Annotated in this window: 5 protein-coding genes and 4 pseudogenes; 4 read left to right on the forward strand and 5 right to left on the reverse strand. The window is 65.1% G+C overall.

All coding sequences use genetic code 11. The features are described from left to right. Positions 1-119: 119 nt before the first annotated feature. Together pks2 and G6N20_RS08305 are read left to right on the forward strand one after the other, a co-directional pair. Positions 120-6,374 (forward strand): annotated as a pseudogene (pks2, locus tag G6N20_RS08300) (sulfolipid-1 biosynthesis phthioceranic/hydroxyphthioceranic acid synthase). A 22-nt stretch (positions 6,375-6,396) separates the two neighbouring features. Further along, entirely contained in the window at positions 6,397-7,638 is a 1,242-nt protein-coding gene (locus tag G6N20_RS08305) for a glycosyltransferase (RefSeq protein WP_083052584.1), read from the forward strand. Between the two features lie 36 nt (positions 7,639-7,674). Here the strand turns inward: G6N20_RS08305 and G6N20_RS08310 are convergent, their stop codons facing one another. Continuing rightward, entirely contained in the window at positions 7,675-8,460 is a 786-nt protein-coding gene (locus G6N20_RS08310) for a phthiotriol/phenolphthiotriol dimycocerosates methyltransferase (RefSeq protein WP_083052581.1), read from the reverse strand. Positions 8,461-8,744: 284 nt separating this feature from the next. On the opposite strand from G6N20_RS08310, the gene G6N20_RS08315 reads away from it, so the two are divergent. Further along, positions 8,745-12,257, forward strand: a complete 3,513-nt coding sequence (locus tag G6N20_RS08315; protein ID WP_083052579.1) for an MMPL/RND family transporter — start codon at positions 8,745-8,747, stop codon at positions 12,255-12,257. Between the two features lie 45 nt (positions 12,258-12,302). On the opposite strand, the pseudogene G6N20_RS08320 reads toward G6N20_RS08315, so the two are convergent. From G6N20_RS08320 to G6N20_RS08340, 4 genes and pseudogenes are all read right to left on the reverse strand, one after another. Continuing rightward, a pseudogene (locus G6N20_RS08320) lies at positions 12,303-13,118 on the reverse strand (AMP-binding protein); the annotation flags it as partial. Between the two features lie 30 nt (positions 13,119-13,148). Continuing rightward, a pseudogene (locus G6N20_RS08325) lies at positions 13,149-14,586 on the reverse strand (IS3 family transposase). Positions 14,587-14,670: 84 nt separating this feature from the next. Next, a pseudogene (locus tag G6N20_RS08335) lies at positions 14,671-15,624 on the reverse strand (AMP-binding protein); the annotation flags it as partial. A 158-nt stretch (positions 15,625-15,782) separates the two neighbouring features. Then, positions 15,783-16,529: a GAP family protein gene (locus G6N20_RS08340; RefSeq protein ID WP_083051139.1), complete on the reverse strand. Its 747-nt coding sequence runs from the start codon at positions 16,527-16,529 to the stop codon at positions 15,783-15,785. A gap of 412 nt (positions 16,530-16,941) precedes the next feature. On the opposite strand from G6N20_RS08340, the gene G6N20_RS08345 reads away from it, so the two are divergent. Further along, positions 16,942-17,862 (forward strand): glycosyltransferase family 2 protein, encoded by a 921-nt coding sequence (locus tag G6N20_RS08345; RefSeq protein WP_083051129.1) that lies wholly within the window; start codon positions 16,942-16,944, stop codon positions 17,860-17,862. Positions 17,863-17,867 lie beyond the last annotated feature (5 nt).

A 17,867-nucleotide genomic window follows, 5' to 3' on the forward strand; every position in this document is an offset into this window, starting at 1 on the left:
GACGGTTTCTCGGAACCGCCGGTGCGAACTCGAAGCCGCTGATAGGAACTGAAGCACTGGTAAGGATAAGGTGAACGAAAGTGGACAGGACACCTGTGACTCCGGTTGCTGTCATCGGCATGGCGTGCCGGCTGCCGGGGGGCATTGACTCCCCCGATCTGCTTTGGGAGGCGTTGCTGCGGGGCGACGACCTGGTGACCGAGGTTCCCGCCGACCGATGGGATGCGGAGGAGTACTACGATCCCGAGCCTGGCGTGCCTGGGCGGTCGGTGTGCAAGTGGGGCGCTTTCCTGGACAACGTGGCCGACTTCGATGCGGAGTTCTTCGGAATCAGCGAGCGAGAAGCGGCCGCGATGGATCCGCAACACCGCTTGTTGCTGGAAGCCTCCTGGGAGGCCATGGAGCACGCCGGTCTGACTCGGGCCGCGCTGGCGAACGTCCAGACTGGCGTTTTCGTGGGCTTGATGCACGACGATTACCAGTTGCTGCACGCGGATGCCCAGACGTTGTCGGGGCCCTATGGATACATGGGCAACAGCTTTGCCATGGGATCCGGGCGGATCGCCTATGCCATGGGCCTACACGGTCCGGCGATAACGGTCGACACCGCGTGCTCGTCGGGCCTGGCCGCGATCCATCTGGCCTTCCGTAGCCTTAACGACGGCGAAAGCGACCTCGCGCTGGCAGGCGGCGCCTCTGTGATGCTCGAACCCCGCAAGGCCGCATCCGGATCCGCCTTGGGCATGTTGTCGGCCACGGGGCGCTGCCACGCGTTCGACGTCGCGGCCGACGGCTTTGTCTCCGGTGAAGGTTGCGTCATGGTGTTGCTCAAGCGGCTCCCGGATGCGCTGGCCGATGGCGACCGGATTCTGGCCGTGGTGCGCGGCACCGCCGCCAACCAGGACGGCCGGACCGTCAACATTGTCACGCCGTCACGGACCGCGCAGGTCGCGGCCTATCGGGCGGCGTTGGCCGCGGCCAGCGTCGAGCCCGCCACCGTGGGCATGGTGGAGGCGCACGGCCCCGGCACCCCGGTGGGTGACCCCGTCGAATATGCCAGCCTGGCCGAGGTCTACGGCGTCGAGGGCCCGTGTGCCCTGGCGTCGGTGAAGACCAATTTCGGGCACACCCATCGGCGGCCGGGGCGCTGGGGCTGATGAAGGCGGTGCTTGCCGTGCAACACGGCGTGGTTCCGCGGAACCTGCACTTCACCCGGCTGCCTGACGAATTCGCCCGGATCGACACCAAGCTGTTCGTGCCGCAGGAAACCACGCCGTGGCCCACCGGCGATGGCACGGCGCCGCGGCGGGCGGCGGTGTCGTCCTACGGGTTCTCGGGGACCAACGTGCACGCGATTGTGGAGCAGGCCCCCGAAACTGTTGCACCCGACGATGTCCCGGCCGGTCCCGCCCTCGAAGGTCCGCTGCTTTTCCCATTGTCGGCCAGCTCGGAGGACAGCCTGCGGCACACGCACGGCGGCTCGCCGACTGGGTGGACGCCCAGGGGCCGGAGCTGGCGATCACCGATCTGGCCTACACCCTGGCACGCCGCCGTGGGTACCGGCCGGTGCGGACGTTCGTGCTGGCCAGCACCCCTGCCGAGGCGTCGGCGGCGCTGCGTGCGGTGGCCGACGGTGAGACGCCTTACCCGCCGGCGGTCGGCCAGGACGACCGGGGCCCGGTGTGGGTGTTTTCCGGTCAGGGTTCGCAGTGGGCGGCGATGGGCGCTGACCTGCTGGCCAACGAGCCGGTGTTCGCCGCGACCGTCGCCGCGGTCGAGCCGCTGATCGCCGCGGAGTCCGGGTTCTCGGTGACCGAGGCGATGACCGCACCCGAGAGGTGACCGGCATCGACCGGGTGCAGCCCACCCTGTTCACCATGCAGGTCGCGCTGGCGGCGACGATGAAGTCCTACGGGGTGACACCGGGCGCGGTGATCGGCCACTCGCTGGGCGAGGCGGCCGCGGCGGTGGTCGCCGAAGCGCTGTCGCTGGACGACGGGGTGCGCGTCATCTGCCGCCGCTCCCAGCTGATGACCCGCATCGCCGGCTGCGGGGCGATGGCCTCGGTGGAACTGCCGGCCCAGGACGTCATTACCGAGCTGATGTCACGCGGGGTCAGCGATGCCGTGGTGGCGGTGGTGGCCTCTCCGCAGTCCACGGTGATCGGCGGGGCCACCCAGACGGTGCGCGATCTGGTGGCGGCGTGGGAGCAGCGCGACGTGCTGGCCCGGGAAGTGGCCGTCGATGTGGCCTCGCACTCCCCGCAGGTCGATCCGATCCTTGATGACCTGACCGAGGCGCTGGCCGAGATCACCCCGTTGACACCGCGGGTGCCCTATTATTCGGCGACCTCGTTCGACCCGCGCGAGGAGCCGCACTGCGACGCCCACTACTGGGCGGACAACCTGCGCCACACGGTGCGTTTCGCCGCGGCGGTGCAGGCCGCGCTGGAGGACGGCTACCGGGTGTTTGCCGAGCTGTCCCCGCACCCGCTGCTGACCCACGCGGTCGATCAGACCGCCCGCAGCCTGGACATGGCGGTGGCGGCGCTGGCCGGCATGCGCCGCGAGCAGCGGCTGCCGCACGGCCTGCGTTCGCTGCTGGGCGACCTGTATGCGGCCGGCGCCGCGGTGGACTTCTCGGTGCTCTACCCCAGCGGACGCCTGGTCGACGCCACACTGCCCACCTGGAGCCAGCGTCCCCTGCTGTTGACCCGAGACGGTGAGGATTCGCGGGCGCAAGGCGGTTTGATGGTTCCGGCGCATCCCCTGCTGGGTGTGCGTGTGCGATTGCAGGAGGAGCCGGAACGCCACGTCTGGCAGAGCGAGGTGGGTACCACGGCGTTGCCGTGGTTGGCCGATCACCAAATCCACAACGCGACGACTTTCCCGGGGGCTGCTTACTGCGAGATGGCGTTGGCCGCGGCGCGCGCCGTGCTGGGCAAGGCATCCGAAGTCCGCGATCTCCGGTTCGAGCAACTGCTGGTCGAGGACGACACCCCGATCGGGGCCACCGCAACCATGGAAGCCCCCGGCGTGGTCACCTTCGCGGTGGAGACAAATCAGGATGGACGATACGCGCGGCAACTGACCGCGGTTCTGCACGCTGTCCGGGACGCAGACGACGCCCCGGACCAGCCGCCCGTGGCAAACATCGCCGAACTGCTGGCCAGCCAAACGCGCAAGGTGGACGGCGCCGAGGTTCGACAATGGCTGGACAAGCGTGGCCATCGCTTGGGGCCGGCTTTTACGGGTCTGGTTGGCGCGTACATCGCCGAAGGGGCCGGCGAGACGGTGTTGGCCGAGGTCAGCCTGCCGGGCCCGCTTCGCTCGCAACGCAAGGCTTACGGCGTGCATCCGGTGTTGCTGGATGCGTGCTTCCAATCGGTAGCGGCGCATCCCAGTGTCCGCAATGCCGGCAATGGCGGTTTGTTGCTGCCGTTGGGGGTGCGGCGGTTGCGGGCCTACGGCCCGGCCCGGCACGCTCGGTATTGCTACACGACGGTGACCGCGTGCGGCTCGGGCGTGGAAGCCGACCTCGATCTGCTGGATGAAAACGGCGCGGTGTTGTTGGTGGTGCGCGGCCTGCAGATGGGCACCGGCGCGTCGCCGACCAGCGAGCGCGACCACGTCATGGGCGAGCGGCTGCTGAGCATCGAATGGCAGCACCGCGAACTGCCCGAAACCAGCCACGCCGAACCGGGCACCTGGCTGCTGATCGGCACCTCCGATGCCGCCGATCTGCTGGCCACCGAGTTGACCGACGCGCTCAAGCTACGCGAGGCACGATGCGCGACCCTGTCCTGGCCGCAGCACGCCGACCACGCCACGCACGCCCAGCGCCTGCGTGACCAGTTCGAAGCCGGCGGCTTCAGTGGTGTGGTGGTGCTGACCGCGGCGCAAAACGGCAACCCCGACCAGGAATCACCGTTGCGCGGCGCTGAGTGCGTCAAGCACGTGGTGCGCATCGCCCGCGAGCTGCCAGACATCGTGGGTCAGACACCGCGGTTGTATGTGTTGACCCGCAACGCCCAGGCGGTGCTGGCCGATGACCGGCCCAACCTGGAGCAGGGTGGGCTGCGTGGGCTGCTGCGGGTGATCGGTGCCGAGCACCCGCATTTGATGGTCAGCTACATCGACCTCGACGAGCAGACCGGCGCCGAGCAGGTGGCCCGTCAGCTGCTGGCGGCCAGCGACGAGGATGAGACCGCCTGGCGCAACGACCAGTGGTACACCGCCCGGCTGTGCCCGGCCCCGCTGCGGCCGGAGGAGCGCCACACCACCGTGGTCGAACACGACCGCAACGGCATGCGCCTGCACATCCGCACCCCCGGTGACCTGCAAACCTTGGAGTTCGCCGCGTTCGACCGGGTGCCCCCGGGCGCTGGCCAGATCGAGGTCGCCATCAGCGCCTCTAGCATCAACTTCGCCGACGTGCTGGTCAGCTTCGGCCGCTACCAAACCCTCGACGGGCAGTTGCCGCAGCTGGGCACCGATTTCGCCGGGGTGGTGACCGCGGTGGGGCCCGGGGTCAGCGAATTGCGGGTCGGGGACCGGGTCGGGGGCCTGTCCCCCAACGGCTGCTGGGCCACCTTTGTCACCTGCGATGCCCGCATGGCCGTCAAGCTGCCCGAGGGGCTGACCGAGGCCCAGGCCGCCGCGGTGACCACCGCCGGCACCACCGCCTGGTACGGGCTGCAGGAGCTGGCCCGGATCCGGGCCGGGGACAAGGTGCTCATCCACTCGGCCACCGGCGGGGTGGGCCAGGCCGCGATCGCGATCGCGCGGGCGGCCGGGGCCGAGATCTATGCCACCGCCGGCAGCCAACAGCGCCGCCAATTATTGCGCGACATGGGCATCGACCACGTCTATGACTCGCGCAGCGTGGAGTTCGCCGAGCAGATCCGCCGCGACACCGACGGCTACGGCGTGGACATCGTGCTTAACTCGCTGACCGGTGCCGCCCAACTGGCCGGCGTCAAACTGCTGGCCCTGGGCGGACGGTTCATCGAGATCGGCAAACGCGACATCTACTCCAACACCCGACTGGAACTTTTCCCGTTCCGGCGCAATCTCGCGTTCCACGGGCTGGACCTGGGCTTGCTGGCGGTGAGTCATCCCGCTGCCGTGCGCGAGGTGTTGGCGACGGTGTATCGGTTGACCGCCGAGGGTGTGCTGCCGATGCCGCAGAGCACGCATTATCCGTTGGCCGAGGCGGCCACCGCGATTCGGGTGATGGGGGCCGCCGAGCACACCGGCAAGCTCATCCTCGACGTGCCGCACGCCGGGCGCAGCAGCGTGGTGCTGCCACCGGAGCAGGCCCGGGTTTTCCGTGCTGACGGGTCTTACCTGATCACCGGGGGCCTGGGTGGGCTGGGCTTGTTCTTGGCCGAGAAGATGGCCAGCGCCGGAGCCGGCCGCATCGTGCTCAGCTCCCGCTCGGCGCCCAGCCAAAAAGCCTTGGAGACCATCGAGTTGGTGCGCTCCATCGGCTCTGATGTGGTGGTCGAATGCGGCGATATCGCCCAGCCGGGCACCGCCGAGCGATTGGTGGCCGCGGCCACCGCCACCGGGCTGGCGCTGCGCGGGGTGCTGCACGCGGCCGCGGTGGTCGAAGACGCCACCTTGGCCAACATCACCGACGAGCTCATCGAGCGCGACTGGGCGCCCAAGGTGTATGGCGCCTGGCGGCTGCACCAGGCCACCGCCACCCAGCCGCTGGACTGGTTCTGCTCGTTCTCCTCGGCGGCCGCCCTGGTGGGCTCGCCGGGTCAGGGCGCCTACGCCGCGGCCAACAGCTGGCTGGACGCCTTCACCCAGTGGCGAAAGTCACACGGCCTGCCGGCCACCTCGATCGCCTGGGGCGCCTGGGGGGAGATCGGCCGCGCCATCGCGTTCGCCGAACAGACCGGCGACGCCATCGCACCCGAGGAGGGCGCCTACGCTTTCGAGGCGCTGCTGCGCCACAACCGGGCCTACACCGGCTACGCCCCGGTGATCGGATCACCGTGGCTGACGGCCTTCGCCCAACGCAGCCCCTTCGGCGAGAAGTTCCAAACCCTGGGTAAAAGCCGTTCGAGCACAAGCAAATTCCTCGCCGAGCTCGAGGAACTACCCCACGACGAATGGCCGGCCCGGCTACGGCGTCTGCTCTCCGAGCAAGTCGGCCTGATCCTGCGCCGCACCATCGACACCGACCGTCTACTCACCGAGTACGGGCTCGACTCACTGAGCAGCCAAGAACTGCGCGCCCGCGTCGAGGCTGAAACCGGGATACGCATTTCCGCCACCGACATCAACACGACCGTCCGCGGCCTGGCGGATCTGATGTACGACAAGTTGGCGGCCGACAAGGACGCGCCGGCACCGGCCTGACGTCGAACACGGAAAGGCGTCGATGAGATTTGTGTTGGCCGTCCATGGCACCCGCGGCGACGTCGAACCCTGCGCCGCGGTTGGTGTGGAGCTGCTGCGCCGAGGGCACGAAGTGCGAATGGCGGTCCCGCCCAACCTGATCGGCTTCGTCGAGTCCGCGGGGCTTAGCGGCGTCGCCTACGGGCCAGACTCGGGGGACCAAATCAACGCGGTCACCAGTTTCCTCCGGAACCTCACCACAGCACAGAACCCGCTCAACCTGGCGCGCGCCGCCAAGGAGCTATTCGTCGAGGGTTGGGCGGAGATGGGCAAGAGGCTTACCGCGCTTGCCGACGGCGCTGACCTGTTGGTGACGGGCCAGACATACCACGGCGTGGTCGCCAATGTCGCGGAGTACCACGACATTCCGCTGGCGGCACTGCATCACTTCCCGATGCGGGTCAACGGCCAGCTGACCATTCCGTCGATACCGACGCCGAAGTCGTTGATGCGCACAGGCATGAAGTTGTCCTGGGGCTTGTATTCGTACGCCAGCAGGGATGCCGACCGTGCGCAGCGCCGTGAACTTGGCCTACCGCCGGCAACAGCCCCGGCGGGGCAACGGATGTTGGACCGTGGAGTGCCCGAAATCCAGGCCTACGACCCAGTCTTGTTCCCCGGACTCGTGGCGGAATGGAACGGTCAACGGCCCTTCGTCGGCGCGCTGACGATGGATTTGCATAACGAACCCGACGACGAACTCGAGTCGTGGATTGCCGATGGCACACCGCCGATCTACTTCGGCTTTGGCAGCACACCGGTCCAATCTCCCACCGAAATCCTCGCCATGATCTCCGATGCATGCGGGGAGCTCGGCGAACGCGCCTTGATCTATGCTCCCGCGAGCACCGGTGCTCTCCAAGCTACACACGTGAAACTTGTTGGCCTGGTCAACTATTCGACCATCCTCCCCACCTGCCGCGCCGTCGTTCACCACGGCGGCGCCGGCACCACGGCCGCGGGACTGCGAGCCGGTATGCCCACCCTTATTCTCTGGGAGGTGGCCGATCAGCCGCTCTGGGCAGGCGCGGTCCAGCGGCTGAAAGTCGGCTCTGCCAAACACTTCACCAACATCACCTACAAATCACTGCTCAAAGGGCTGCGTCGCATCCTGGCGCCGGAATGCCTCGCCCGAGCGCGTGCAATCTCCACGCGGATGACCAACCCGGCGGTCGCGGTCGCCAGAGCCGCCGATCTCCTCGAAGAAGCCGCAACTTCGGCCTAGCGGCTGCTCTTTGGCCGCACCACCGCGGCTGCCAGGTCAATCCTTGGCGAAGCAGTACACCCGGTAGGTAAATCCCCCGGCGCGGCGGAGATCCCAATCCAACACCCTGACGCCATGGCGTACCAAGGCCTGCAGGAAGGCCGGCGCGCGGCGACCGATCTGCTCCTGCGTCCGTCGCGTGTTTGCCGCCAGCCCACGCTTGGCCTCGTTGGTGATGTCCCGTACCGCAACCTTTCGTAGGAGCGCGTCGGCCAGAGCCGCCTCCCACTCGCCGATAACGGGAGCCCGGCGGGAGTCAGTGTACAGAAAATGTCCCCCCGGCCGAAGCACGCGCGCGACTTCAGCCAGAAATCGAGAGAAGTGCGGGTATTGGTGCGAGGCTTCGACATTGATCACCGCGTCGAAGGACTCGGCTGGGAAGGGCAGGTTTTCGGCGTCACCCTGGACGAAATCCAAGCCTGGCAGCTTGTGTCGCTCTCGGCACTTGTCGATGCTGGCCGGGTTCAAGTCCAGCCCGGTGTACGAGGCCGGGCCCAAGTTACGCATGATGTACGAAGCTCCGCCGCCGGCGCCACAACTGACCTCCAGCACCCGTTTGCCGGTGAGCTCCACCTGGGTGGCCGTCACATGGTAGAGCTGGATGCCGTACCGGTTGGGCTCGTCGGCCACCGCCAACCGCAACGCCATCGGCGGATCCTCCTCGTAGCCGAAGTTGAAGAACACCACGTCATCGCCGACCTGGCGGGTACCGAGGGGCAAAAAATACCTCGTGGTGAGCTTCCCGACGAACGGGTTGGACTGCAGGCGGTATCTCAGGGCCACCGGGAGAGTGTCGCATGACTGCGCTACCCGACACGCCGGAGTTCCGCATTAAAGACAGACAGGCACGACCGTGCAAGTTTGCGATCGCCCAGCTACCCTTTCCAGACCCTGGATCGCGCTTGCCGACCGGCGGACGGCCGGCCAGCTGAGCCCCCGAAAAGCCCGTGACCAGGAAATTCATCGGACGGTCGGCCACCTTCTGCCCAGGTAACGGCAACATCACGGTTATTAAGGGAATTGTGATTTCCCCGCGCATGGCGTAGTCCGGCTTGTACGGTTGATGAGTGTCGGGCCAGCTAGTCTCACATGACCAAGCCAAAGTCGGGGGGCTGTTCGACCGCATTGGCGATTTCGTCATCCGGTGGCCGCTGTTGGTGGTCGGGTGTTGGCTCGCGGTGGTTGCGGCCCTGGTGCTGCTGCTTCCACCTCTTCAGGCGCAGGCCGCCCAGCGCGAGCAAAAACCACTTCCGGATGACGCCCCGACGATGATCACCACACGCGCGATGGGACAGGCGTTTCGTGAGACGGGAACTGGCTCCTTGCTGCTGGTGATCCTGACCAACGAAAACGGGCTGAGCCCCGCCGACGAGGACGTCTACCGCAAATTGGTCGATAATCTGCGGGAAGACACGCAGGACAAAATTTCGGTGCAGGACTTCCTCAGCGTGCCGCCCATGCGTGAGGTCTTGGAGAGCAAGGACAAAAAGGCCTGGAATCTCCCGATCCAGTTCCCCGGCGACGTAGCCGCGCCCGAAACTCAAGCGGCCCTCAAACGAATCAGTGAGATCGTCAAGAAGACCGTCGCCGGAACGAGCCTGACCGCCAACCTCACCGGACCCGTGGCCACCGTGGCCGACCTCCAGGCCCTCGGTGAGGCAGACGTAAAGATCATCGAGATCGGCACCGTGGTCTGCGTGCTGATCATCTTGATCGTCGTCTACCGCAACCTGATCACCATGCTGGTGCCGCTGGTCACCATCGGTGCGTCAGTGGTGGGCGCGCAGGGCGTTTTGTCCGGGCTGGCCGAGCTTGGCATGGTCGTGAACACGCAAAGCATCGTTTTCATGACTGCGGTGATGATCGGGGCCGGAACGGATTACGCCGTTTTTCTGATTAGCCGCTATCACGACTACATGCGGCGCGGCGTGAGCTCCGATCAGGCGGTCAAACAGGCCTTGATGTCCATCGGCAAGGTGATAGCCGCATCTGCGGCCACCGTGGCGGTCACCTTCCTTGCGATGGTCTTCACCAAACTGGAGGTATTCTCGGCAGTCGGTCCGGCGATTTCAGTCTCGATCATGGTGTCGTTGCTTGCGGCGGTCACCCTGCTGCCGGCGATCCTCGTGCTCACCGGGCGGCGTGGCTGGATCAAGCCGCGACGCGACCTGACCACTCGTTTCTGGCGGCGCTCGGGAACGCGCATCGTGCGCCGGCCCAAGATCCACTTGGTGGGCAGTCTGATCGTGCTCATTGTCCTGGCCGGCAGCGCAGGCCTGATCCGGTTCAACTACGACGACCTCAAGACGGTGCCGCAAGACGTCGAAAGCGTCAAGGGATATGAGGCGATGAATCGCCATTTCCCGATGAATTCGATGACCCCGATGGCGCTGCTCGTGCAGTCACCCCGCGACCTACGGACGCCGGCCGCCCTGGCCGACCTCGAAATGATGTCCCGCCGAATAGCCGACCTGCCTGACATCGTCATGGTGCGCGGCTTGACCCGGCCCAACGGAGAACCGCTGAAGGAGACCAAAGTCTCGTTCCAGGCGGGTGAAGTCGGCGGCAAGCTCGGCGAGGCATCCACCGCGATCGCCGACCACGAAGGCGACCTGGACAAGCTGGCCGGCGGTGCTCGCCAGTTGGCCGACGCCCTCGCCCAGGTGCGCGACCAGGTCAACGGGGCCGTCGCCAGCGCCAGCGGGCTGGTCAACACGCTGCAGGCCATGGTGGCCCTGATGGGTGGGGACAAGACGATCCAACAACTCGACAATGCGTCCCAGTTTGTCGGACGCATGCGGGCGCTCGGTAACAATCTGGGTGAGACCGTCGCGCAGGCGGAACAGACGGCGGTCTGGGCCAACCCGATGGTGACGGCCCTTAATTCCAGCCCCGTCTGCAACAGGGACCCGGCCTGTGTGAAGTCGCGTGGCGAGTTGGCGGCGATTGTCGAGGCCGAGAACAACGGACTTCTCCGGTCGATCGCGGCGCTGGCCGTCACCCTTCAGCAGACGCAGGAATACCAGACACTCGCCCAGACGGTGGGCAAACTGGATCAGCAGCTGAAGCAGGTCGTCGACACCCTCAAAGCCGTCAACGGCCTTCCCGCCAAGTTGGCTCAAATGCAAATGGGCGCCAACGCTCTCGCCGAGGGCAGCGCGGCAGTGGCCGCAGGCGTGCAGGAATTGGTCAATCAGACGAAAAAGATGGGCTCTGGGCTCAACGAGGCCTCCGAGTTCTTGCTGGGGATGAAGCGTGACGCGGAACGGCCGTCGATGGCGGGCTTCAACATCCCACCGCAAATTATGACGCGCGACGAGTTCAAGAAGGGCGCCCAGATTTTCCTGTCGGCCGATGGCCACGCGGCGCGGTATCTCGTGCAAAGCTCGCTCAATGGCGCCTCCACCGCGGGCATGGATCAGGTCAACAAGATCATCGCCGCGGCGCAGTCGGCGCAACCGAATACCGAGTTGGCCGACGCGAAGGTTTCCCTGTTGGGAGTTCCAACCGGGCTTCGGGACATACGCGACTATTACAACAACGACATCAAGTTCATCGTCATCGTGACGATCATCATTGTATTTTTGATTCTGGTCGTTCTGTTGCGAGCGATCGTGGCGCCGTTATATCTCATCGGTTCGGTGCTTGTTTCCTATTTGTCGGCCCAGGGTCTCTGCGTCATCGTGTTCCAATTAATATTAGGCCAGGAAATTCATTGGAGCCTGCCCGGGCTGTCCTTCATATTATTGGTCGCGGTCGGTGCTGATTACAACATGCTGCTCATTTCCAGGATCCGTGACGAATCGCCGCACGGCGTGCGTGCCGGTGTGATCCGCACGGTGGGTTCGACCGGCGGTGTGATCACGTCGGCGGGTCTGATCTTCGCCGCCTCCATGTTCAGCCTGACGGGCGCCAGCATCAATACGATGGCGCAGGCCGGTTTCACCATCGGGATCGGGATCGTGCTGGACACGTTCCTGGTGCGCACCGTGACGGTCCCCGCCTTGGCCGCGATGATCGGTCAAGCAAACTGGTGGCCTTCGAAACTGGGACAAAGCACACCTCCGTTGATGAGCCTGCGCAAGCGGGCGCAAAAAGCCAGCCCCCGGCTGTTCGGGATGGTTAACCGCAAGGCCACGACCCCCGTGTCCCGGCGGCCGACAAAGAACGTCGCACCCCGATCCAAAGCAACTAAAGGACATGGCAAGGATGACGTCCTTGCCAAACTTCCCGTCGGCGTGCCGGTGACGGCGCTGAAATTCCCCATCGGCAACGACAAATACCCGCCCTACGAGCTTGGACGCCACGCAATTCCGCTGTTTGGCCCCGTTGGTCTGCAGCTGACCAACCGTTGCGCGGCGACTACCGATGGCAACGGCAAGGATCCGAGGATCGACCTGCGGGACCCAGCGCCTCCGGTGTTCGGCCGCAGCCCCCGCAACGACAACGGCGGGAACGGCCACACAGACAGCAATGACAGCGGCAAGCGCCCACCCGACGATCTGACAATCCACCCACTTCCGCTATTCGGCTGCCCCATTGGCGCGTCCCACCCCGGCGTCGACGGTTCGTCCACGTAGCCCGTTCAAGTTCGGAACGCACGGCCGCTAGCGATACTGACCCAGCTAAACGTCTAAGCGGGTGAATTTCTCGTGGCGGTACAGCTCCACGCACCGCGCGCGCCTGACCTTGCCGCTGGTGGTGATCGGAATCGAACCCGGAGACACCAGAACAAGATCCGCCACACCCAGCCCGTGTGATTTCGAAATCGCTGAGATGACTTCACGTTTCACGAAGCCCAGCCTCTCCATCACTTGCTCATCGGACTCGTTGTTCTTCTTCTTGAGTTCGATGATGGCGACCAACTTCTCAGCGCCGTCCTCAGGAACTGCAATCGCCGCGCAACGGCCGGGGGTTATCTCCTGGATGGTCGCCTCGATGTCGTCGGGAGAGTGGTTGCGCCCATACACAATCAAGAGGTCCTTGATGCGCCCCATGATGAACAGCTCGTCGTCGGAGATGAAGCCGGAATCTCCGGTTCTCAGCCAGGGACCTTCGGGCGTCCCGGGCGCAGGGTTCACCATCGTCGCACCAAACGTGCGCGCAGTCAGGTCAGGCTTCTCCCAATAGCCGGAGGCGACGTTGTCGCCGTGAATCCAGATCTCACCAACCGTTCCCGGTGGACACTCGATACGCGTGTCGGGGTCGACGATACGCACCAGCTGAGTCTTGGGATTCCCGTAGCTGACCAGCGGCGTGCCGGTTTCGCTGGCGCACGGCACCGCTTGACCATCGGGCAGCCTGTCAGATTCGAAGCTCACGATTCTTGGTGGTTCACCCGCTTCGCGGGTCGCGACATATACGGTTGCTTCTGCCAGTCCATAGGACGGCCGAATCACAGCGGGGTTAAGGTTGAACCGGACGAACCGATCGGTGAACCCGGAACATGTCAAGGCCGGTGAGACAGTTTCTTACGCGGATTTGATGAGTGCTTCGGGGGTTGGTTGGTTGATCCAGGCAACGGTAGGCAGTTTCGGTGGGGTGGGCCGCTGGTGCCGGAATCTGGCGGGGTTGGCGGCGTAGGCGGCGTCCAGCGTGGCGGCGCGTTGGGCCTGGATCTCGGTGGCGGTGCCGTAGTGCACTGACGCGGCCGTGTGCAGGCCGATCCCGGAATGGCGATGCACGTGGTTGTAGTAGTCGAAGAACACGGTACAGAAGGCGCGGGCGTCTTCGATGGAGCCGAACCGGCCGGGGAAGGCGGGGCAGTATTTGAGGGTCTTGAAGTTGGCCTCCGAGTAGGGGTTGTCGTTGGACACGTGCGGGCGGGAGTGGCTGCGGTCCACGCCCAGGTCGACCAGCAGTTGGGCGACCGGCTTGGAGGTCATCGAGGTGCCCCGGTCGGCGTGCAGGGTCAGCTGGTCGGGTTCGATGTCGTGGGTGGCCAGTGTGGCGTCGATGAACTCCTTGGCGAGTTCGCCGGTCTCGGTGGCGGTGACGGTCCAGCCGACGACATAGCGAGAGTAGATGTCGATGATCACGTACAGCTGGTAGTAGATACCACGTTGCGGCCCTTGTAGTTTGGTGATGTCCCACGACCACACTTGGTTCGGTGCGGTGGCGATCAGCTCGGGTTTCTTCTTCGCCGGGTGGGTGCGTTGGCGGCGCCGCTCGCGGTTCTCCCCGGCGATCGCCAGCAGCCGGTACATCGTGCGGATCGAGCACAAGTAGATGCCGTCGTCGAGCAGCCGCGCCCACACCTGCGCCGGCGCCAGGTCGCAGTACTCGGGCGAGCGCAGCACCGACAGCACGTGTTGGCGTTCGGCCTCGGATAACTTGTTCGCCGGTTCCGGTCGCGGCGGCGCAGCTGGACGGGGCTTGGGATTGCGGCGGCGGTACACGGTGGCCCGCGACGCGCCGAGCAGCGCACACGCCCGCTTCGTGCTGGTCGCCGCCGCCAGATTGGGCAGGTGCTCGTCGATCACGGCTTGGACTTCGGATCGGAGTCCGCGCTCTCGGAGAGCATCTCCAAGAGCGCGTGCGCTTTTCCCGTGATCTCCAAGGCCAACTTGGTGCGTTCCAGCTCGGCTTCGAGCAGCTCGTTGCGCCGCCGCAGCTTCTCCAACTCGATCTGTTCGGCCGTGCGTTTCGGTTTCTTCCCTCTGGGCGCCAGGCCTTTCCGGGCGCCGGCGTCGCGGCCTTGCGCCATTCGGCGATGTGCGAGCTGTACAGGCCCTCTCGCCGCAGCAACGCGCCGCGCCGCTCCGAGCCAGCCGGTAACGCGTCGTACTCGTCGAGAATGCGGGCCTTGTACTCGGCGGTGAACGTGCGCCGCCGTGCCCGGGCGCCCGGATCCCGCGTGCCCTCCACCACGCCAGTATCGGCGCGACTGTCCAAAGATGCGATCGTCATAGTCACGTGGAATAGTGATCCTGTCTCGCCCTGCAGCGATGATCGGCTACTGCCGCTGTCTCACCTAACCCTGGCACACAGGGACCGCTTGAGGGTCACCGGCTGTACTCGTTCACTCCCGTTGAGGATAGCGAGCACGCCCCCGAGATCAAACCCGGCCATGTCGTCATCCGATGTTTTGCGTGTCGCGATTTCGTATGCAAAGTTCGGTGCGGCCGAAAATGCTCGACTATTGGCTGCCAACATTTGCATCCATCGGGCGGGTCGCTGCAGGAATCCGACCGGGCTCGTCAGCACAGCGCGGATGCCTGCCAGGATCGGCAGGATAATGCCCAGCACGAAACCCATGTCGTGATAGAACGGCAGCCACGACACCACGGTGGTGTCCGGCGGGGCAACCTTCCCGTTGAACCCGTAGTAGTCGGTCATGATCTGTTCGAAATTCGCGAACAGATTCGTGTTCGAGACAATGACACCGGCCGGCGCACGCGTGGACCCCGACGTGTACTGCAGATACAAGGTTTCCGAGCCTTCGTCACCGGCGGCGCGAGAGGCCGGCCCGCCACGGGATCGTTGTCGAGAGTCGAGATCCAGCAAGTCAACTTCGATGAGTGCCGGTGCCTTGTGCCCAGGCTGCGGTTGTACATATTCGGTGAGGTTGTCAACGACCGAGGACGCCGTGAGGACGACAGCGGGCGAAGTATCTGCCATTACCGATGTAGTGCGCTCGTCGTGGGAGCCGCCGTATGGCACCGAAAGCGGAACTGCGATAAGCCCGGCCTGCAATGACGCCAGAAAGCTAACTATGTAGTCAAGCCCTTGCGGCGCCAATATCACCGCCCGGTCCCCCGCCGACCCAGCTTGTTTGAGCTGTTCGGCGAGGTTCAACGTTCGCCGGTATACCTGAGCCCACGTCAGCGTTTCTTCAACGCCATCCCAATCCTGGTCGTAGTCAATAAAAGTGAACGCCGTGTCGTTGGGCTGCATACTCGCGCGTTCGCGCAGCACAATGGGAATCGAGGACTTACCCACGGAGATCAGACTACCTTTGTTAGGGGTCGTTCTTGGTCGTAACCGGACGCTGCCAACGCCCGAATCCCAGGGTCTGGTATGCCCGGCGGGTTGTGCGCGTGCGCCGCCGCCGACCCGTTGCTACGTCAACGATCATCGACTGCCAGTTGCCTATCGTCGCTGACTCAGAGGGCGGCCACACCCTGGACCAGTAGTATGGCTCCGGTTACCACGAGCATGGTGAGGGTGATCCGCCGACGATGCGTGCGCAGCCAATTGTCCAGCCGCAACATCGCCGCTTCGGTCTGTTGTGGGATCACCAAATAGGTGACTAACGGGATCTCGATAACCGTAAGCACCAGGAGGATGAACACCAGAAATGCGCTGACCTGGGTACCGATAGCGGCCCCCGAGGCCATGATGATGGTCAGCGCCGTCACGCTCTCGATCGGAGGAGCCGACGAGGCCAGACCGGCCACAAAGGCCGGCCAAAGGGCGCCGGTCAGCATGTTCTTGGTAACTGCCCCCATCCGGGCTATCGGGCCCGGTCGATCCGGCTGCGGCGCCAGGCCCCCAGCGCCGCCGACGGGAATCGGTACCCGTGCTCGTGTCCGCTGGCGGGCCACCAGGTTGGCAGCGACCATCAGCACAATGACGCCGACGGTGATCTGAAGACGTCCGCCGGTAAGGATGACGACCGAGGACCTCACCTCCGTGATCGCGGACGCCGCAGCTTGAATGGCGGTCAGCGCGACATCGCGCATCACGACCAAAACAGCCACGGCAAGGGCGATGCCCGCCACCAAGCCGCCCAGCCAGAAAGCAAGCAGATTTAGCATGGGCCGCCGCCGCGTCACCAGGACGAGGGCGAGGCCGAACCGTATAGGGTCGGTCGCCATCACCAGTCCGATATACAGCACCGCAGCCCACATCACCGGGGACGTTACCTTGCCGGTGCGCATCTCGTGGCGTAACGGGCAAATTGGCATCGGCAGACTTCTGACCAGTCAGAACGGTGCGAGTTACCGGGCCCTGGCGAGGGCGGCAGGCAACGCTGGGCTCCGAGACGCCTACGGTGGCTGGTCACCCGGCCCGGACGCCCGCGTGCTCAACCCCCTGGTGGAACAACCGCGCCCAAATTGACACTTTGGTCATCTAGACAAGTTGCGCGGAGCTATGCTGGGGCGGCTGCGCCTGGAAGACGGCAAGGGTGACGGTGCGCGGTGCGACAGAGCCGACGAGGGACGAATGGGAAGGCCGATAGCGACCCGGGCGGTCGGATCGGTTGTCCGTTGACGGCTCGGGGCGGTGACGAAGGGCCCCGGCGATAGGGACGATTTGCCGATGAACCCGACGATTTCGGTGTGCGTGCCGATGTACAACAACAGCGCGACCATCGTGCACTGTCTGCGCAGCATCTTGGATCAGGACGGTGTCGATTTCGAGCTTGTGGTCGTTGACGACGATTCGGCGGACGATTGCGCCGCCATCGCCGCAACGATGTTGCGACCCGGTGACCGACTGATACGCAATGAATCTCGACTCGGCCTCAATCAAAACCACAACAAATGCTTGGAAGTCGCGCGTGGCACCTGTATCCAGTTCGTACACGCAGACGACTGGTTGCTGCCGGGCGCCCTGCAGAAACTCGCGCCATGTTTCGACGACCCGGCCGTGGGACTGGCATTCGCGCCCCGCCGTGTGGTGCAGGACAACATCCGATGGTGGTGGCGAGCAGCGAGCAAACCTCATCGCTTCTTCGTGAAGCTTCGGGAATACAATCACGGATCGTCGTTGGTCACGCAGATGATGTTGATGGGCGGTGCGGGCAACTGGATAGGTGAACCAACGTGCGTGATGTTTCGGCGCCAGCTGGCACTGGATGTGGGGGGGTTTCGCGACGATATCTACCAACTCGTCGACGTGGATTTCTGGTTTCGCTTGATGCTGCGATCGGCGGTCTGCTTTGTGCCACAAGAGCTGTCCGTGCGCACTCAAACGGTTGGCACCGAATCGGTGCGTAACGCGAAGACCCGGCGAAACTGGCTGGACCAGCTGCACATTTTGACCTGGTTGATCGTGGATCCGGCATCTACCACGGTGATCCGGAACCTCGCCAGGGCGTGGTGGCTGGTTACCTGGCTAACGCTGCACCTGGTCGTCGCGGTGTTGGGGCCGCAGCGGTGGTCGCGTCTGAAAACCTTGGCGCGCGCACCCGTTCACGAGTTCACCCACGCTCGCCGGTTGGCCGATCGGCTCTCGTGACCCGC

The sequence above is a fragment of the Mycobacterium shinjukuense genome (assembly GCF_010730055.1).
GTDB lineage: Bacteria > Actinomycetota > Actinomycetes > Mycobacteriales > Mycobacteriaceae > Mycobacterium > Mycobacterium shinjukuense.

Bases quoted from the DNA above. Each gene is read 5' to 3' on its own strand.
- G6N20_RS08345 (WP_083051129.1), top strand. From the start codon at position 16,942: ATGAACCCGACGATTTCGGTGTGCGTGCCGATGTACAACAACAGCGCG.
- G6N20_RS08305 (WP_083052584.1), top strand. From the start codon at position 6,397: ATGAGATTTGTGTTGGCCGTCCATGGCACCCGCGGCGACGTCGAACCC.
- G6N20_RS08340 (WP_083051139.1), bottom strand. From the start codon at position 16,529: ATGTGGGCTGCGGTGCTGTATATCGGACTGGTGATGGCGACCGACCCT.